We start from the raw sequence: 20,878 nt of genomic DNA on the forward strand, positions 1-20,878 counted from the left end.
ATCTCCATATCTTTTTAAACTCCAAGGATAGCATGGTCTTCCCACTTTTTCCGTTTCGGAACCCCGTCTCGGCTCGATCCGGTGATCACGGCGACCCATCTTTACGGCGTCCGCCTTCGTGAGATGGTTGGCGAGCGTTCCGTTTCGCCGCGGGGCTCCAAACTTTAGCTTCGCGGGCTGGTTTCGATAAAAAAGAACAGAGAGACCCCAATAATGTCGTAGTCGACTTCCGAATCCTTGGGAACAGGGGTCGGAGGTCGGCGGAGTTGAACGGTGGAACGACCTTTCCAAATGATCGCCATCGGTGTTTCGGCGGGGGGCATGCGCGCGTTGAGCCACATCCTGCCCGCGTTTCCCGAGGGGTTCCCCATGGCGATCGTGATCGTCCAGCACGTGCGCTGCGATGCCGGTGATCTGATGGCTTCGGTCCTCGAGGTGCACACGGTCCTACCCATCAAAGAGGCGGACGAGAAAGAACCGATCCACGCCGGGCACATGTACATCGCCCCGGCGGGATACCACCTGTTGGTCGAGCCCGATCGAACCTTCAGCCTTTCGGTGGATGCCAAGGTGAATTACGCGCGTCCCTCCATCGATGTCCTGTTCGAGTCGGCCGCCGACGTGTACGGCGAACAGTTGGTCGGGGTGATTTTGACGGGTGCCAACACCGATGGCAGCAAGGGGTTGCGACGCGTGGCCGAGTACGGCGGACTCACCGTGGTACAGGACCCCGAGTCGGCGGAAGTGGATCAAATGCCGCGAGCGGCCTTGGCCACGGCGCCGGTCGATCACGTGGTGTCCCTGAAGGAGATCGGTTCCTTCTTGGTGAAATTGGGTGGCCGCGACCCTCGGTGATGGGTGTACCGAAACCGTCCCATTCGAAGCCACCACGACCGGAGTACCTTGATCGTGATGCAATGGTGGCGAAGTCGATCCAAAAAGGCATCCACCAGGGGCTTGCGATTGAATAACTGATACCACTTCTCGTAATCGAGGTTGGTGGTGATGATCGTGGCCTTGTTGCCGTAGCGCATCTCGGTCAACTTGAAGAAGGCCTTGACCTGTTCGGGCTTGAGCGAGAGATAACCCAACTCGTCGATCACCAACAGGTCGTAGGAAGCCATCGACTTCAAAACCCGCGAGGTACTTCGGTCCGCCAGGGAAGCGAACAAACCGTCGAGGTTGTCCTGGGCGTTGTAAAAACGGACCCGATAACCGTCGAGCAACGCTTTGCGCGCCAACCCAATCGCCAGACCGGTCTTGCCCGTTCCCGACGTGCCGTCCTGTACCGAGCAATACCCGGGTTCGTTTAGGAAGGCGTCAACAGGTATGTCCACAAATGAATGGAAGCGCCCACGCATGTCCACCGACATTCGCCAAAAGAAGGAGGTGGCCCGATAATGGGGCGCCCAATGCTACTAAGTTAAACTGGCGAACAGGCCCGACCACCACCCTGTTTGGGGTACGGTCGAAGGGACGACATGAGAAGGTGAATGGCGCCGCCACGCTTGAGGGCGGGACGGCTTTTGGGTTGGGGTTTACCCCATGGCGAGCAAGGATTTGGTGCGCTGGGTCAGAAGTTCCGCCGTTTGGTTCATCAAGTGGTCGGCCAAATGGTCGACGTGACGATGGCGCCAGTCTGCCAACGGGGTACCCTTCACGAACTGGTTGAACGAGCCCATCGCCGGACCGCAATGGATTTGGTAGTTAACCTTGTCGTTCGTTCCCTTCATGGCACATCGCGTCGAATAGATGAAATACCACTTGAAAATCAACACCATTTTGTGGCGTGGATGACGTTCCGCCTTCTCCAGATCCTGAGGTCGATGACGGCTGTAGTAGGCGCGCGTCTCCTCCCAGACTTCCTCGAAACTGCGGCGAAAATACTTCTCCTGCATCGTGCGTTGGGTGTTGGCGTCGATCTCGGCCAGTCCTCCGTGGCGACGGTAGAGTTCGTACAATTTCTGAGCCCGTGCAGGGAAGAAAATGCCGCGTTTCAAAACCTGGACCTTGGCCCCGAATTCGAACATGTCGCCGGCCGGTGCGTAATCGGTATCCTGCACCTCGGCTTGCTGCAACAGGTCCTTGACCCGCTCGCTGGTGCCCGCTTCGGGAGTGCACTGATTAATGCTGCCGGTGAGCACAAAATCGGCGCCCAACACCAGCGCGGCCGCCGCCGCTTCCGGGGTGCCGATACCGCCCGCCGCGCCGACACGTATCTTGTGCTTGTAACCATGGGCAGCCATGGCCTCGTCGCGCAAACGCAGCATGGTCGGAATTAAAGCTGCCGCTACCCCCATGTCCGTGTGACCCCCGCTGTCGGCCTCAACACACACGTCTTGGCAGACCGGCAACGATCGCGCCGCTTCGGCCTCAGCTTGACTCAATGACCCGGCTGCGACCAACTCGGCCAATAATTTCTGGGGCGGTGGGGCCAAGAATTGGCGGGCCACTTCCGGGCGCGAAACCTTGGCGATGACGCGGTTGACCGCCACCGCCTGCCCGGTTCGGTCGCGATAGGCACCATGGAAGCGATAGCGGACCAGGGGTGCCGACAATCCCATGAAGGCCGATGCTTCCACATTGCGAACCTCGTGCTCGAGAAATAGGTCGACGAGTTCCGCTTCGCGTTGCGGTTGATCAAGGTTGTTCAGCAGGTTCATGCCAAAGGTTCGGCTGGGATCCAAATGTTGTTTTATGTACAGCAAATCCTGCGCGACCCGTTGTGGACTCAATCCACCCGTGCCCATAAAGCCCAATAATCCAGCGCGTCCCATGCGCACGACCATTTCCTTCGAGGCAATGCCTTTGTACATACTGCCACTGACATAAGCCAGACGTACACCATAATCGCGGCGGAACTCGGCACAACCCAAACGTTCCGGCCGAATACCCATCGAGGAGACGCCGCCCGGTGCCGCTTTCGGTGTTACCGGCGGCGGCGCCAAGGTGTCGCCGGGCCCGTTGACCGCGTTGTGACGGATGAAGGATTGGCCTTGGTCGGCTAACCCTTGCGAGGCGCCGTCCAGTGGCGGCACGAACGTGGGTTGGCTGAGAATCGAATGGGTTGCGCCCTGGCCGGACATCCTTTCCTGCTCGCCGGCGGTGCCGAGGTGATCGATCCGGTTCGATGTGTCGAGTGGGTTGCTTCGGGCATGCAGTGACCAGGTTTCCCGACGCTCGGGTTCGTTCGCATCAAAATCACGGTACCGTCGGCTCGGCGGATCCGATACCGGCGGTGGGGATGCGGCGATCCCATGGCGGCCGACGGTCGACGTCGTCGCCCGATTGACAGGGGGTGCCGCTGCCTGAGCCGTCATGGGCGGCGCAAGGGAAACTGCCGTCCGGGCGGCCGCCGGCGTCGCGGCAGGTGCTGTCGCGCCGACGGTCGCGTTGGTTTCCAAGCGCTGCAATTCGTGGGCGGTTAGGGGTTTGGCGTCGAGGTTGACGGCACGCCACAGGCCTTGCAAAACACGGCCCGGCCCCATTTCCTGCACTTCCTCCACGCCTTTCGCCATTAAATAGCGCATGCTGTCGCGCCAGCGCACCGAATCACGGATCTGATGGGCAAGGTTTGCCGCGATTTCGTCAGTGCGATACGGTCGGCCGTGAACATTTGCGATAACCGGGATTTTGGGTGCCGCAAAGGTGAACCCCTGCAGGAAGGCGGCAAAGGTTTCCGCCGCCTCGGCCATGTAGCGCGAATGGAACGCGGCGGTAACCCGTAACGGAACGTAGCGGGGCACGCCACCCGCTTCGAAGGGCTCGCGTAAGCGGTTGATCAGGTCGGCCGGCCCGGAAATCACCGTTTGCTTGGGTGCATTGTCATTGGCGATGTCGATTCGTCCCTCGCCGTGTTCCTCAACCAAGGCCGTCACCTGCTCGCGGCTCGAGCCGATGACCGCAGCCATGCCGCCGCCGTCGGCCTGAGCCATCAAACGACCGCGCTCGGAAACCAGCCGCAAACCGGTCTCGAAATCAAACACCTCGGCGGCCAACAATGCGTTGTATTCGCCGAGGGAATGACCGGCGACAAAGTCCGGTTTGGGGTCGTGACGAATTTTGGAAAAGTAGGTCAAGGCGTTGACCACGTAGAGGGCGGGTTGTGTGTAATCGGTACGGTTGAGCTGCTTGTGGGGGTCGTGGCAGCACAGTTCCTCGATCGAATAGCCGAGGATGCGGTCGGCCTGCGCCACGATTTGCGGGAAGGAAGCAAACAACGCGGCACCCATGCCCCGTGTTTGCGAGCCCTGGCCCGGAAATAGATAGGCAATCATAAAATTCCTCCTCGTTCGCGCGGGCCGGCGTCGCCAGCCCGCACGCGCATCTTTAGGCTAAGGTGCCGTCGATTTCTTTGAGAATCAGATCGAGCAACGCGTCTTGGCTTTCCTCGGCGTGCAGGAACAGGTGCGATCCCGGCAGGACACGGAATTGGAACCGACCCGTTGTCAGTTCGCGCCAGGCACGCATCTCAATTTCCGAAACGACGCGGTCGCCACGGCCGTGAATGGCGGTCAGGGGTACGTCGAAAACGGGTTCTCGCTCATCGGGTTGGTAGGATTCGAGAATGCTCCATTCCTCGACCGTGGCCGGTTCGACGGCCCGTTTGGCTTCATCGGGCATGGTCACCATGTCGAACAACTCGCCGTAGTAATTCCATATTTCTTGCCGCTGTTCCTCACTCAGTTGGGCCAGCTCCTGCGGCGTCGGCATGCGCGACAAACCACTGGCGCGAAACGCCGCTTTCGTGAAAATGGTGACGGGATTGGGCCAGATGGTTGGGGCGGTGAATCCGCCGATGAACAGATGCTTCAGTGACCCGATACCGCGTTGCCACAAGCGGTGAACCAATCGCCAAGCGAAGAAACCTCCGCCGCTATGGCCATAGAAGGCAAAGGGTTTGTCGAACATCGGCATCAGCGCTTCTTCCATGCCGTCGACTAAATCGACGATGTGACCGTAAGGCCTCTCGCGGATTCGCGTTTCCTTGCCCGGGAACTGGATGGGGCAGACCTCGATGTAATCGGGAAGCTTGGCCTGCCATTCGCGATAAAGCGAGGCGCCGCGCACCCCGTAGGGAATACAAAATAAGCGGAACGGCGCATCACGCGGAGCTTTGTGATAGGCGATCCAGGAATCGGGATCGAGTTTGGGCGGTTGACTGTACCATTCGACCGTTTCACCGGTGGGTTTGTCCGGCAACAGCTTGACCAGGGTATCGGCGAATTGCGCCAAGGTGGGACTTTCGTAAATGAAGCTGAGTGGCAGGTCCATCGATAACTCGCGATCAATATGGGCTTTCAACTCCACGCCGATCAGTGAATCAATACCCAGTTCCATCAATTGAACGTCGGCGTCAATCTCTTCACGAGGAACGCGTGAAATCTGTTCAATCGCTTCTACCAGGAATTCGGTCATCAGCCGTCGCTGTTCGTCGGCAAACGAGGTGTGCAACAATGCCAGCAAAATCGCCGAAGCGCCTTCCGCCGCCGTTGCATCGCCCGCATCGCGTTCGGGATCGTCGCCGCCAAATGCACGTGCCATGTCTTCACGACGCTGGGCGTCAATGACGGCCAGCCGCAAGCCTTCGGCCTGCAACAGGACCTGACCTTGTTCATCGAAAATTTGGACGTTGCCGACCATGCGGTCGGCGCTGTCGCGTTCCGGTTCCACCACCAGGTGCAGCGAACAGGCACCCATCGGACCGTTGTGGTAAATGGTCAGGGCATCGATGGCGACGACCATGAACAAATCGTCGTCGCTCAGGTGTTTGCGACCGGCAAAATAAAATAACTGGGCGACGGTGTCGACGATGCCCGGGTGTAGACCCAAGCCCTCGAGGTGAACCTCATGCTCGTCGGCGTCGGGTTCGCGCAATTCGGCCAACAGCTCGCCACGGCCGCGATGCAATTCAGCGACCCATTTGACGGAGCGACCGAGGGGACCGAAGCCTTGATCCTCAATCATGCGATGGGTTTCTTCGCCACTGAGCCTTTGGTGGCAGCGCTGGGTGAGCTGCCGTCGGTCCTCGGCGCTAAAGTGCGGTGCTTGGGCTTGCTGGAGCACGTCGACACAACCATCGGCGTGCAGTGACCAACTGCCCTTCTCGGGTGCTTGACTGAACAGGCGGAAGCGGCGGCCGCCGTCGGCACCGGGCGCGTCTTGATCCCGTGGCGCTTGGTCAACCAACAATTGAACGTCGCGGGTGCGCTCATCGCCGAAGTACATCACGAGCTTGAACGCCATGTCCCGCACAACGGTCGCCATCGGCACGCCGTCACGACGGTTGACCGCCCGTGCCAGCAGTTCCAAGTAATAACCAACGTGTAAGACGTTGCGGTTGTGCGCCAGTTGCGGCAAGCGTTTTGGGCCGATGCGGAACCGGAACAGGGATTCGTCGATCGGTGCGTCGATGGGTTCCGGCTCGAGTGCGTCGGGCGGTTCGGCGATCAGTTGCGATTCCTCGTCCTGTGACGATAAGTCCTGTAAATGGAGAGGGGCGGTTTCAGCGAGCGGGTCATCACTTTGACCCAAGTAGGGATCCAGCCAGAAACGGCGGCCTTGAAAGGGATAGGTCGGCAAGTCCAATTTATAGCGAACGCGACCTTGATCGAAACCGGACCAATCAATGGGGAACCCGGCACAGAAGAAAGTGGCAAGATGACGACATAAATCGGCATAGGGTGTGTGCTCACCGGCGCATTCGGCTTGATAGCAGTCCTCACTCGAAGGTCTTCCCGGTGGTAAACCGATGTTCAGGAAAAAGCGAAAGCCCTGGCGCTGCAAGTTTTCGACCGCTCGCGTGCTATCACCGGCGCTATTTGGGTGTGACCAATAGGCGGCGGTGCGAAAGTCGTCTTGACCGTTCGTTCGCAGTGAGACAAATCGCAATGCGGGATCGCTCGGCAAGGGAGGCCGCCAAGACGGCTCCTGTTTGAGGCCGGCCCACATCACGGCGATGGCGGCGGCGTCCTCCAAGCGGAACAAGCCGGTGGCATAAGCGGCCAGGCATTCGCCCAAGCCATAGCCGATGACGGCAGCAGGCGCAACCCCCCAACGAGACCAGATCTGGATTAAGGTTGCCTGGTAACAAAACAGCAGCAACGACTGATCGCGTGGCGGTAGTTGTTGCCACCGTTCGAGCGCTTCATAAAGGGGTGTATCGGTGGCGTCTCTGAAGCGTTCCGTGTGATGTTCGAGGGTTTCAGCGAATCGAGGGATGCTGTCGCCCAGGGCTTTGGCCGCGGCCAAGGCCCTGGGGTCGTCGCCCAAAATCAACGCCAACTTGCCGCGTTTGCTTCCGATTTGGCCTTCGGCGATCGGTGTCGCCTGCAGCGCCGCCAGCATGTCGCCGCGGTCGGACGCGGCGAAGACCGCACGGTGTTCGTAATGGCGGCGGCAGGCATTGGCGCTGTGGCAAAAATCGCCGAGCTCGTGATCTTGGCGATGGGTCAAATCGAGGTGGAACCGTGCCACAGCCGCTTCGAGTGCTTTGCTGTCGCGTGCCGAGATGGCGAGCAACTGTTGCGGCGGTTCCGAGCCTTGGATGGGGCTGGACGTGGCGGCGTTGGGGTCGTCGGCCGCTGACGGTGGGCAGCCAACGATGACGTGGGCGTTGGTGCCGCTGAAACCGAAGGAACTGACACCGGCGAAACGGCGCGAGCCGGCGACCGGCCAAGGCGTAACCTCTGTCGCGACTTTGGCGGGAATGCGCGCCAAATCCATGCGCGGGTTCTGTTTTTTGAAGTGTTGGTTGGGCGGAATGCGGCCCGACTCGACAGCCAGAATGGCTTTGATCAAACCGGCAATGCCCGCGGCTGCTTCCAAATGGCCGATACTCGACTTGACACCGCCCAGCACCAAGGGTTCGCCGCGCCGGCGGCTACCGCGAAAAACATCGGACAATGCTTTGACTTCGACGGGATCGCCCAGGGGCGTGCCGGTCCCGTGGGCCTCGACATAGCCGATCTGTTCGGGACCGATGCGGGCATTGTTCAAGGCTTGGTGAATCACTTTTTGTTGGGCCAGGCCGTTGGGAACGGTCAAGCCGCTGGTGATGCCGTCGTGGTTCACGGCCGAGCCTTCGATAACCGCGTAAATGTAATCGCGATCGGCAATCGCACGCGTGAGGCGTTTGAGCACGATCATGCCGCAACCTTCCGCGCGTACGTAACCGTTGGCATCGGCGTCGAAGGTTTTACAGCGGCCATCCTTGGAAAGCGCTTTCATGCGACATAACAGGACAAAGGTTTTCGGTGAAAGCATCGCGTTGACACCGCCCGCAAGCGCGGTATCGCATTCACCGCGGCGCAGGCTTTCGCAGGCCAGGTGAACCGCCACCAGTGATGAGGAACACGCGGTGTCGACCGACAGTGCCGGTCCCGTTAAACCCAAGGTGTGGGCGATGCGACCTGAGGCAATGTTGGGTGATGAACCAGTAATCGTATAGGGATCGATATGTGCCGGATCGCGCGGGATGACGGCGTACTCAGTGGAAATCAGACCGACGAACACGCCGGTGCGGCTGCCGCGCAGCGTGTCCTTGGCGGTCATGCCGGCCCGCTCGAAGGCTTCCCAACCCACTTCCAGCAGCAGGCGGTGTTGCGGGTCCATTTCAATCGCCTCACGTGGCGAGATCCCGAAGAAACGGGCGTCGAAATGGTCGATCCCGCCTTGAAGGAAGCCGCCGCGGCGGGTATACATTTTGCCGACACGGCCGATCTCTTCATCGTAATAGGCATCGACATCGAAACGATCGGCGGGAATATCACAAATGCCGTCACCACCGTTTTCGAGAAAATGGAGGTAGGCTCGCGGCGAGTGGCAACCGCCTGGAAAACGGCAACCGATACCGATTACGGCAACGGCGTCGTTGGCCATTGTCGCATGATGGTCGGGCTGCTCTGGCTGCGCCACGGTGTGGGGTCGAGATGAGAATGGGGGGTGATCGGTCACGGAGAATCCTCCTTGAGATACACGACGGATGCCGTCGAAGTCGTTGGTTTCATAGGGTCACCGGGTCTTAGACACGCAGCGCGGCGGTTAGGATGCCGGACTCGGTTGGTTCGTCGATCACGCGGGGCGGCGCAATCGGCAGGTATTGAAGGCATTTGTGGCGGTCGGCAAGGATCATGGCCAATTGAGGATGGTCGGCGGCTAGCCCTTTTTCGAAAACCTGCCAACCGAGCGCGGTCTGCAACGGTGCCAGGCCGATACGCTGAATCATCAGGTCCAGTAAGTTGTCGTCAATGCACATGCCGCCGTCCTGCCACAGCGGCCAATTGAGCGCAAGGCTGCGGCCGTTGCGGCGGCCCAGCGCGCGCTCTTGTTCGCGGGCGACCAGGTAATGATCCATAAAGGCGTTGGCCGCGGCGTAGTCGCATTGACCGGCATTGCCGAACAGAGCGACGGTTGAGGAAAAGGCGACGAAGTAGCGCAACGGATCTTCTCGTGTGAGTTCGTCTAAATGGCAGAGTCCTTTGATTTTGGGTTCGAGCACCGCTTGAAAATCGGCCGTGCTTTTCTGGGTTAGGTAGCTATCGCGCAATTGACCGGCCGCGTGGATGATTCCCTCGATGGCGCCAAAACGGCGGCGCGCCTGGCTGAGTGCGCCCGCCAACGCTGCACGATCGCTAACATCGGCGCAGAGGTATGCGACCGTTGCACCAAGCGATTGAAGTTCATCGAGCGCGGCTTGTTTGGGTTCGTCGAGCGTTGAACGGCCCAGCAGAACCAGGTTCGTCTTGCCCGCCGTTTGGATTAATTGACGTGCGAACAAGAGACCCAGGCCGCCGGCGCCGCCGGTGATCAGAATCGTTTGCTCTGCCGGCCGTGAGGTCGCGGTAACTTCGTTGTCGAGCTGTACCTCGCGGTTGATTTCAACTTGGCGTTCTCCACCGCGGTAACGCACCGACGCCGCCGCGCTCCTGTCCTGCAACTCGGCGAACAGGAAGTCTATGGTGCGCGGATCGTTGGGTTCGAGCGCCAGATGGCGCAACCCCAAACGCGGGTTCTCCTGTGCCAAGGACTTGGCAAAGCCGCTAACCGCAGCATTGGCCGGTTGATAACCTTCGTGGGTTTCTTGTGACAAAACTAACATCATCAGTGGCTTAGAGGGTTTGAGACGGCTTAGGGTTTGGGTGAGGTGGAAGATGCTGTACAAGCCGGATTCCAGCAGATGCTCTTGCCGTTCAAGCCGGTCGACGCCTTGCCGCGTCCAGGCGTGAATGACGCCGTCCGGTAGGCGTCCGTAACGCTGGTTCAATTGTTCGACAAGCTTGCGCCAATCTTCGCCGTCGGTCGGATCGACGCCGAACACATCGTCGGCTGCGAGCGGTTCGGCGAAACGGCTCTGGATCAGGACCAAGCGTGCGGCATTTTCGTGATCTTCCAGCCATGCCGCCAATTCCAGGTAGAGGCTTCCGTCGTTGTCGAGCAGCCATATGAGGCGTGTTTCTTCGCAATCATCGCTTTGCAGGAGTTGCGTTTCCCAATCGCGTGTGAAGTAAATCGGCGCGAAGGCTGCCGGGTCGAACTTTTTCTCGGGTGCGGCGGTCGTGCCGCTCGCTTTGGTACTTAGGTTGCGCCAGTCGATTTCGGCGACGAGGTATTCGGCCAAGGCCGAGACATTGGGATAATCGAACGTGGCCGTGGCGTAAAGCGCGATGCTCAGTGTTTGCTCAATTTCGTTGTAGAGCCGCGTCGCCAGAACCGAGTCCATCCCCATCTCGAAGAAACCGCGTTCCCAATCGGGCGGCGCGTCCATCGGCAATTCGAGCAACGCGACCACCTTTTGGCTAAGAAATTCCTGCATCAATTCGATGCGCTCAGCGCTGGGGGCTGCAGCCATGTCGCGCAAAACACGGCTGCCAGGGTCGGCGTTTTGCGAGCCGTCGTCCGCGCTGTCGGGATCGGTGCTCGCGGTGACCTCGGCCTTTGCCTCCAGGTCCAGCGTCGGCATGTCCATGTCGTTGCGGTCGATCAGCCAATAGCGATCGCGGCGGAACGGGTAATTGGGAAGCGCGATGCGGTTGGCCGCAGGGCCGTGCCAAAGCGCGCGCCAATCGATGTGAGTACCTTGCACCCAAGCACGGGCGGTCTGAGCGGTTGATGCGGCGTTTGGCACGGTTGTGTCGTGCTGTGCATCGGAAAACCAGGGGCCGTCTTCGTGGTTTGCATTGCCAGCGATGAAGCGATCGAGGGCAGTTAGCGCTTGCGCGCAGGTGGCGGCGGTCCAAGCGAGTCGATGGTTCATGGCCTCACGACTGGTTTGCAGCGTCCAAGCGACATGTTGCAGCCAGTGCTCGGCTTGGGGTTGGGCTGCTCGGGCGGTGATCACCGCGCGCAGATCTCGAGCCTGCCGCCGAAGGGCTTGTGGTTCTTTGGCGGACAGGCAAAAGACGCGTTCCACGCCGCTTTGGGGCGGTGCTTCGATGGGTGCTTGCGGCGCTTCTTCAACGATCATATGGACGTTGACGCCGCCGACGCCAAACGAGCTGATGCCGGCGCGACGCGGCAGCGTCCGGCCGTTTTTCCGGCGGGTCGGCCAGGCTTGGGATGAGAGCGCCACGTCAAACGGTGTTTGGGTAAAGTCGATGTTGGGGTTAAGTGCTCTGCCAAATAGCGGCGAGGGCACCAACGTGGTGTGTTTAAGTTGCAGCAGGACTTTGGTTAGCTGGGAAATGCCGGCTGCGGCCTCGGCATGGCCGATATTGGCTTTGACCGAACCGATGGTGCAGCGTTCGCCGGAACCCCCCACCGGTGCGATCGCTTCGGTCAAACCCTGAACCTCGATGGGGTCGCCGAGTTTTGTGCCGGTCCCGTGGGCTTCGACATAACCGATGGTGTCGGCTGCAACGCCGGCCCGCTGTAACGCCTGTTTGACTAAATCGGCTTGGGCGTTGGGGTTGGGGACGGTGTAGCCGTGGGTGCGGCCGTCGTGGTTAACGGCGCTGCCGAGAATACAACCATAAATGCGGTCGCGGGCGGCGAGTGCGTCCGAGAGCGGTCGCAACAGGACCGAACCAACGGCTTCGGCGGGCACATAGCCGTCGCCGCCCTCACCGAAGGCGTGGCAATGCCCGCTGCTGGATCCTGCCTGCGCCGCACCCAAGGTAAAATACTTGCTGGGGTGAATCGAGAGATTGACCCCGCCGGCCAAGGCCCAGCGACATTCGCCATTGCGAATGCTTTCGCAAGCGAGATGAAGCGCATACAGGGACGATGAACACGCGGTATCGACGGCCAGACTGGGCCCACTCAGGTTGAGGCTGTAGGAAACCCGGTTGGCAACGGAAAACAATTGCGAATTGACCGGACAGGCTTCTCCCTTAGCCAGTTCCACGGCCGAGAAGAGCTGATAATTGTTGAAGGTGACACCGACGAAGACGCCGACTGGTGCGCGTCGGTCTGCATCGCTGGGATCGGCAAGTGTGCTGGGCGCATAACCGGCATCTTCGAAACAGTGCCAGGCTGTTTGCAGGAACAATCGCTCCTGCGGGTCCATGTAGCGCGCTTCCAACGGCGAAATTTTGAAAAATTGCGGATCGAAACAGTCGACATCCTCGAGAAAACCGCCCCAGCGGCATGATGTAGCGACTTCGTCGTAGGCGTACTTGCGCCAGTCCCATCGTTCGCGCGGTATTTCGGTTACGCAGTCTCGACCGCTGCGCAAATTTTCCCAGAAGGTATCCAGGTCGGGTGCCATCGGGTAACGGCCGCTGAGGCCGACGATTGCCATGGATTCCGTGATCCGCGCCTGCGCGGCGGGATCGACGGCCGCCAGGTGGATCGCTGCCAATTGATCCTTCCGCTCAACGGCGGAAACCGGGCGCTGGTTCGGCAGCCATGTGACGCCAGACGTTTTCGTTAAATGATCGGCAAGGGCACGCAGTGTTTTGTGAGAAAAGAACAAGGTACTGGGCAACTTAGGCAGGTGCTTTTTGAGCGCGCCATTAAGGCGTTCGATCAACATCGAATCCATGCCCAACTCATCGTAACCGGCATCGACATCGAGCTTTTGCCGGGGCCACTTGAGCATGTCACTGACAAACGTTTTCAGGTAATCCAACACGGCTTCGGCGTCTTCGGTTTTCGCGGCCGGCTTCGTCGCCCGAACGCTGTTTGCCTCGGCGGCGGCGCTTTTCTGGTTAGCCGTGCCGACCGCCGTTTCGGGTTTTGTCGGAGACCCAGGTGCCTCGCACGTTGCCTCGGTGATCGCGGGTAACCAGTAGTGTTCTTTGGCGAAGGAGTAGGCGGGCAAGGGGACACGGCGACGGGAACGATTCATCGCTAGACCCGACCAGTCAATCGGAGTGCCGCTAACCCATGTTCGGGCAAGTGCACGAGGCGAATCATCATGGTGTTGTCGCCCCGGCGGTTCGCTGTCGCGTGCGACAAGGGCCTGGAAACAATCGTTCGACGGTTTGTCGGCGAGGAACGCTTCGATTTCGGCGATGCATTGGTCGCGATGGGTTGCGGTAAAGGCCATGCGGGCCCGCATCGGTTCGCGACCCACCTGCAGGGTGTAGGCGATGTCGGCCAAATAATCTTCGTCGCCTGTCGTCTTGAAGTAGTCGCGCATTGCTGTTGCAACCCGCCTAAGGCTTGCTTCATCGCGGGCGGAAAGCGGGAAGATCAGTGGTTGATCGGGCGTTTCGTGCGCCGAGGTTTGTGGGGGGGCCTCTTCGACGATGACGTGGGCATTGGTGCCGCCAATACCGAAGCTGCTAATGCCGGCGCGGCGCAAGGAGGCACGACCCGCTCGATCGCGGCCTGGCGGCCACTGTACAGGGTCGCGATGCATGAAAAAGGGCGAATCGCTCAAGTCAACATAGGGATTGAGATTCTCCAGATGAATATTGCCTGGTAGGGTTTTGTGCCGCAAGGCCAGCAAGATCCGCAAGAGACCGGCGATCCCGGCGGCCGGTTCCAAATGGCCGACACTCGATTTAATCGTGCCCAAGGCGATACGGGCGGCCGGTGTCCCGGGAAAGTCGCGGCTGAGGTTGACAAAAGCTCGTTTGAGCCCGTTGATTTCGAGGGGATCGCCGAGTTTGGTACCGGTCCCGTGGACTTCGATGGCGCCGATGGTGGCCGGATCGATGTGGTTGCGACGATACGCTTCTTCGATTAACGCCGCCTGTGCGGTGGGATTGGGGACCGTTGGCGAACTGGCGCGGCCACCGTGGTTGACGGCCGAGGCGAGGAGGGTTGCGCGGATGCAATCGCCGTCTTCCATGGCTTGGGACAGGGGTTTCAGTAACAGAGCCGCAACGCCTTCACCGCGCACGTACCCGTCGGCTTTCGCGTCGAAACTTTTGCAGCGGTGGCTGGGGGAAAGTGCACCACTGTTGGCGACCGCCTGGTGAACGTGCGGGTCGAGGATTAAACTGACGCCGCCCACCAAGGCCGTGTCGCACTCGCCGCGTTGCAGGGCGGTCAGCGCGCGATGAACCGCGACAAGCGAACTGGAACATGCGGTATCGATGGATTCGCTCGGTCCCTTGAAGTTGAGGAAAAACGACACGCGGTTGGCGAGCATGAAGGAGAATTGCAGCGGGTTGGCACCGGCACGGTCACAAAGGCGCACATAATCGCCGTTGGTTGCGCCGACAAAGACGCCCGTTCGACCCTCGGCCAGGCGGCTGGGTCGGTAACCGGCGGCTTCGATAGCGTGCCACGCGGTTTGCAGGAACAGGCGCAGTTGGGGATCCATTTGCTCGGCTTCGAGAGGTGAGATATTGAAGAAAGCGGGATCGAAACAGGCGACCTCGTCGAGCAGGCCGGCCCAGCCGTACGCGCGACCGTCCTCGGCGGGGTAGTCGGCGCTGGACCAGCGCGACCGGGGGATGGCGCCGATCAGGTCACGGCCAGAAATCAGGTTGTCCCACAGACTGTCGAGATCGGGCGAGCCGGGCAGCACAGCGGCCATGCCGACGACGGCAACGGCTTGCGAGCTGGCAGGGGCTGGGGTAGCCGCGGCGACGCTCGGTTGGGGGACGTTGACAGCCCGAGCGGGTGGGACGGTCCTTGTGCCGGCGGATGCTGTGGCGCCCGCCGGGTCGCGTGCCGGGAATGCCGGCAGCCTTTCAGGAACCGTCGTTGCCGGAGAAGGGGTGGTTTTCCCAGTTGGTGTTGGCGTGGTGAAATGCGGCTGCAATAACACCGCGTGTTTTTGCCACAACGCTTCAGCCATGGCCGCCAAGGTATCGTGATCGAAGAATAAATCGGGGGTCAAGTCCAAATGGTAGCGTTGGTTGAGGCGGTGCGCCAGTTCGGTGAAACTCATGGAATCGAAACCGTATTCGGTAATGTGGCGGGTTGGGTTGACCCGGTCGGGATCGATCTGGAGCAGGTCGACGACCAACCGACGCAACTGACGGGCAAAATCCGCAAACCCCGAGCCTGATTCCTGGTTGTGGCGGTATGGGGACGACGCGGTGTTGCCCGGAGGCTGACTTGAAAAGTAAGTATTTGATTCGTTATGGCTTGACGCGTTACAGCCTGCGGAGTCGTGGGCCTGGTGATCGGGATTGGGCGGGTTGGTGGTCGTTTGCTTTGAGTGGCGGGCGCCCAGCGCGTCGGCGATTCTTGCGCGTTCGCCGTACAAGACCATGCAGGCCGTCGCTTCGATGTTCTCGATCGCGGTGAGCAAGGCCAGGCCGAGGTCCCCGGGCAGTGGGTGGATACCGACCTCGTCAGCCAATTGTCGGCGTGCTACGGCGGGCAACTGCATGCCTCCGTCCTGCCACAGCGGCCAGCCGATGCAACGACAAAAGCCCCGGCGAAGGCCCATTTCCCGTTGTTGCTCGCGCCAATTGGCAAAGTGGTTGAGGAAATCGTTGGCGTAACCGTAATCGGCCTGGCCGGCAAAACCCAACCAAGCCGTTGTTGAACCGTAAAGCAGGAAAAAGTCGAGGGGTTGGTCCCGCGTGGCTTGATCGAGGAGCACGGTGCCGGCGAGCTTGGGGGCCAGAACCGCTTGGACCACCGGCGCCGAATCATTGCCGAGTCGCCGTTCCCCGGCATTGCCGGCACAGTGAAACACACCGTGGAGCGGGCCGTAATAGGCCTGAATCTCTTGGATTAAGCGCTCGCTCGCCTCGGCTTCGGCCAAATCGGCTTGAACGTAAACCGCACGGCCACCCAAATCCTCCAATTCCGCAATCGTGGCGTGGACGGCGCTGGTATGCGGGCGGCGACCGCACAGGACCAAATTCGGGCGGTATTTTCCGGCGAGGTATCGCGCAAGAACCAGCCCCAGGCCACCGAGCCCGCCGCTGATCAGGTAGGTTCGTTCCGGCTGCAGCCAATCCCCGCGATCGAGCGCCGGTTGCGGTACTGCCGTCAACCGCGCGACACGGCGTCGGCCGGTAAAGTCGACCACCGGCTCGAAATCGCACGAGGCTTCCTTTTCCAGCGTTTCGATTAAGGCGGTGTCGGCGGTACGCAACGGTTTGGGGCTGAGTAGCAGGCGCAGGCGGATTCTTGAGCTTTCGGCCGCGAGGCCGCGGGCCAACCCGATCAACGCACCAAGGCAAGGATCGTCGGCCGCTTGTGCGCTCGGCCAAATCACCAGAATCAGGCAGTTGGCGGTTTCAATTTTCAGCAGGGCTCGCAACAGGGCGCTGATGCGTCGATGAACCTGATAGAGATCAGCACACGCCACGTCGTCGCACCACCCATTGGCAGGCTGCAACAAGGCGGCATCAAGCAGCACGACCCGGTGGTTTGCGAGTTGGGCGACGAGCTCGGCGTAGGGCGAGCGGTCGCTTTTGGCCACGCGGTGGTTGGGATTCCCGTCGCTCGCGTCGGATGGGTTGCCGGCGGGTTCCTCGAGTGTGTCGGGCTCGATCGCCAGCCAAGTGCGACCGCTCGAATCCTGCTCGCGGCATGCTTGACCTTCTGCCGCGGCCACCACGGCTGCGACCTGGTAGCCGGCCGGCGTCGTCTGCGTCGCCGTGGCGATTTGATCGGTCCATGATGATTGATAGAGACACAATTCGCGATCTGTTTCGGTTTTCTCGGACGACCGGTACGTATTGGGTGGGTCGTTGCCCAAAAGCGCAGGATTGAGCGGACGCAAGACAAAGTCATGCATGGCGAACAGCGGTTGGCCCTGTTCGTCCAACAACCAGGCTGAAAACTTACGACGTTGCTCGCCGGATTTGGCGGCGTTTTCGCCAGGGGTGATGTAAACGAAATGCGGTGTGCCGCGCTGGTCGAACACGTCGAAACTTGCAAGGCTGTAGGGGAGGTAGACGGCACGGCTGTCAAACCCGGTCGCGAAGCCGAGTGCGGCCATCGCCTGGAACGCGCCGTCGAACAGGGTCGGGTGATAACCGAAGTGGTCCTGGGTATGGCGTAGGTCCGCCAACAGGCTTACGTGTGCCAAGGCTTCGGTACCGTCGCTGTAAAAAGCATCCATGCCTTTGAAGCGGGAACCCAGCCGGCCGCCGTTTGCGATGACCCGCGCGTAATAGCTTTCGGCGCGTTGGCGACCGCCTTCCATGCGGCCGTTGATTTCGCACAAGTCGAATTGCGGCAATTGTTTGGCTTCCTCGCTGTCGCGCAGCAGGACCTGGCCGCGGGCGTGTACCTGCTCGTCGCCGTTGCCGTGTGAAATCAGGGCGAACGCCGGGTTCCACACGCCGTGACTGGAGGGTTCCAGTCGTATGCCGACATCGGTGTGGTCGCCGATCAGCAAGGGCGTGGCCCAAGACAGGGCCTTGAAGCAGGCGATTTCTCGGTGGGGTGCCACTGCCGCCACGGCTCGACGCACCAATTCGAACGTCATCACACCGGGCAACATTCCGCCGTGGTCTTGGATGTAAAAGGTCTCGCCGCTCAAGCGCTGCCAATGGACGTGACCGGCCGAGTGGGCCGCCGTTTGGCCTGGGGCGGTTGTCGGCTGTTCGAGCGCGATCGACGGCGGGTCCAGCCAATATCTGCGGCGTTGGAATGGGTACGTCGGTAGGTCCAGTGTGCGGTAGGGGCCCGCGTTAAACAGTGCTGCGAAATCAATTGGGCGACCCGCGTTATAGCGCGCCGCCCAAGCGGCCGGTTCAGATCCGCCGAGTGTGCCACTGGGTTCGATTTCGGCTGCGATGCCGGTTTGGTCGCTATCGGCGGTTGGTTCGTTTGGAAACGGGTTGTCCTGCCGGACTTCGTTTTCGTCGACCCAACGTGCAAGCTGGCGACTTAGCTGCGATGCCGCGTCGGCTAAGAAGCAGATTCGCGCTTCCTCAAAGTGCGGGCGCCGGCAAGCCCGGGTGAAGGCGATGTCGGCGATCGTTGCTTCCTCGGTCTGGACGTGATGTTGCAGCCAATCGCACATCTCGGTGACTTGAGCCCGCAAGGCGGCCTCGCTGCGGGCCGAAAACGGCACCAAATAGGGGCCATCGGTTTGGCGCTCCGGGGCCTTGAACCTGGGCGGTTCCTCAAAAATGAGGTGGGCGTTGGTACCGCTGAATCCGAAGGAACTGACTGCCGCGCGCAGCTTTTGACCCGCGACCCTGGGCCAGGGACGCGTCTCGCGACAAACCTCAAAAGGCGATGTGTCGAAGTCGATATGCGGGTTGGGCTGGTTAAAACCGAGTGACGGGACCAGCGTGCGGTGCTTCAGGCACAACATTAATTTGAAAACACCGGCCATGCCCGCGGCCGTGGCCGTATGGCCGATATTGGTTTTAACCGAGCCGATAGCTGCCGTTTTCGCGCCTGTATCGTCCGTGCCGAAAACCTGGCTCAAGGCATCGACTTCGATGGGATCGCCCAGCTTGGTGGCGGTCCCATGCGCTTCGACATAGCCCACTTGTCTTGGCTCGAGTCCGGCATCGGCATAGGCGTCGCGCAGCACCGCGATTTGTGCGCGACTGCTGGGCGCGGTGATGCCGTTGGTGCGGCCGTCTTGATTGACGGCGCTGCCGCGCAGCACCGCGAGAATCGGGTCGCCGTCGGCCTGGGCCGCCGCCAATCGTTTCAGCAGGACCACGCCCACGCCTTCCCCGGGAACAAACCCATTGGCGTCGGCATCGAAAGTACGGCAACGACCGTCAATCGAAAGCATGTTGGCATTGCTGGCCATAATGTGGAAGTACGGTGTGGTGTAGAGAAACACGCCGCCGGCCAAAGCCATACGGCAGTCACCGCCGAGAATCGCGCGTTTGGCCTGGTGAATGGCCACCAGGGACGAAGAGCAGGCGGTGTCAATCGCTATGGCCGGACCCTTCAAGTCGAGAAAATAGGCGATGCGGGCCGGTGCAATCGACGTCGTGTTTCCGGTCCACGAGTAAGCATGGAGTTTGGTGCCTTCGGGTTGTAACTCGGTGTAGTCGCCCTTGGCGATGCCCGCAAAAACGCCGCAGTCCAGGCCGGCGGCTCGGCCCGCGTAACCGCCGCGTTCCAGTGCCTGCCAACAACTTTCCAGCAGGAGCCGATGTTGCGGATCGGCGAATTGCGCTTCGCGACCCGACATATCGAAAAATTCGGCGTCGAAACCCGCGATGTCTTTAAGGAAACCGCCGTATTTGCAATAGCTGGTGTTGGGTGTGGCGCGTTGTGGGTCGTAACAGTGCTCGTGCGGCCAGCGCGTGATTTCACTGATCGCGTGGCGACCCTCGCGCAACAATTGCCAAAATGAATCATCGCTTTCACCACCGGGAAAGCGACCGGCCATCGCGATCACCGCCACCGCATCGTCGGGCTCGGGTTGCGGTTCGCGATCGATCACAGCCGTTTTGGGTGTGGCTGCTTGGGCCGTCGGCGCTGCTGTTTGGACGACGACTTTGCCGATATTGGCGCGTTGGGCCAGGGCGCGGTAGGCCTCTTCGAGTTGTTCGAAGGGGAAGGTCTGGAAAATCGTCGGTTGGATGTCGCCGTTGCTGAGGGTTTCCATCATGCAATCGAGGTAACGACGCAGGCGTGCCGGTTTTTGACGGGCCAAGAGACCCAAGTCGACCGAGAAAAAGGCCTGGTTGGCGGTCCAGTGCGAGAGCGCGACGGGGGACGTGGTGCGCAAACCGGTCATGGCTATTTCAAACCATCGTCCACCCGGCGCCAACAGGTTGGCGGCTTGTTGGAGTGTTTCACCGGCCAAGGTATCCAGCACGACGTCGACCCCGCGACCTTGGGTCAAGCGCGCCACTTCTGCGACCAGGTCCTGTTCGCAGTAGTTGATGCCGTGGTCGACACCGATTGATGCCAAATACGCCAATTTTTGCGGTGAGCCGGCGGTGGCGATAATCTTGGCGCCGACACGACGGGCCATTTGTACCGCGATGAGACCGACACCGCCCGCCGCGGTTTGGATCAAAATGGTTTCGTCGGCCTCCAAGCGCGCCAGTTCAAAGACATGATACGCGGTCAGGAACACCATTGGAAAGGCACAAGCGGCTTCGAAAGACACCGCATCGGGGAGATTGACCACTTGGCTTCGGTCGAGACAAACCCATTCGGCGTGGCCGCCCATTTGCGGGCCCATCAAGCCGAGTACGCGGTCGCCGCGTTTGAAGTCGTCCACCTCGGCTCCGACTTCAACGACTTCGCCGGCGATCTCCAAGCCGGGCGTGAAGGGGTAATCGGGCATGTTGGGATAAAGGCCCTGGACGCACAATAAGTCGGCGAAATTAAGCGAAAAGGCGCGAACCGAAATACCAACTTGGCGGCCGGCCGGAGCGGTGACCTGAATGGGTTGCAGGTTGAGGCCGTCCAACTCCTGTGGGCCGTTCAAAAGCAGGGCGCGGGGCCCTTCGACACCCGTCGACCCCGGCGGCGGGTCGTCGGCGGCCAAGCGGCGTGCGGCCTCGGCCGGGCTCAACGTTCCACGTTGCACCATTTCGAATATTTTGCGGCGATCGTCATGTCTCATGGTACGTCC

Annotated in this window: 5 protein-coding genes; 1 reads left to right on the top strand and 4 read right to left on the bottom strand. The window is 60.7% G+C overall.

What is annotated here, in order from left to right:
• Nucleotides 1–291 precede the first annotated feature (291 nt).
• Entirely contained in the window at nt 292–855 is a 564-nt protein-coding gene (locus J3U87_RS01895) for a chemotaxis protein CheB (protein WP_420038273.1), read from the top strand.
• On the opposite strand, the gene J3U87_RS01900 is transcribed toward J3U87_RS01895, so the two are convergent.
• The 4 genes from J3U87_RS01900 to J3U87_RS01915 all read right to left on the bottom strand — a co-directional run bounded on the left by J3U87_RS01900 (nt 789) and on the right by J3U87_RS01915 (nt 20,869).
• Nucleotides 789–1,337 (bottom strand): ATP-binding protein, encoded by a 549-nt coding sequence (locus tag J3U87_RS01900; RefSeq protein WP_237381330.1) that lies wholly within the window; start codon nt 1,335–1,337, stop codon nt 789–791. The two genes, J3U87_RS01895 and J3U87_RS01900, sit on opposite strands and share 67 nt — an antisense overlap.
• Nucleotides 1,338–1,538: 201 nt before the next feature.
• Nucleotides 1,539–4,277, bottom strand: a complete 2,739-nt coding sequence (gene fabD, locus J3U87_RS01905) for an ACP S-malonyltransferase (protein WP_237381331.1) — start codon at nt 4,275–4,277, stop codon at nt 1,539–1,541.
• Nucleotides 4,278–4,329: 52 nt separating this feature from the next.
• Nucleotides 4,330–8,880 (bottom strand): polyketide synthase, encoded by a 4,551-nt coding sequence (locus tag J3U87_RS01910; protein ID WP_237384473.1) that lies wholly within the window; start codon nt 8,878–8,880, stop codon nt 4,330–4,332.
• Between the two features lie 142 nt (nt 8,881–9,022).
• Nucleotides 9,023–20,869, bottom strand: a complete 11,847-nt coding sequence (locus tag J3U87_RS01915) for an SDR family NAD(P)-dependent oxidoreductase (protein WP_237381332.1) — start codon at nt 20,867–20,869, stop codon at nt 9,023–9,025.
• Nucleotides 20,870–20,878: the final 9 nt, after the last annotated feature.

This window comes from Sulfidibacter corallicola (assembly GCF_017498545.1).
In the GTDB taxonomy this organism is placed as follows: Bacteria; Acidobacteriota; Holophagae; order Acanthopleuribacterales; family Acanthopleuribacteraceae; genus Sulfidibacter; species Sulfidibacter corallicola.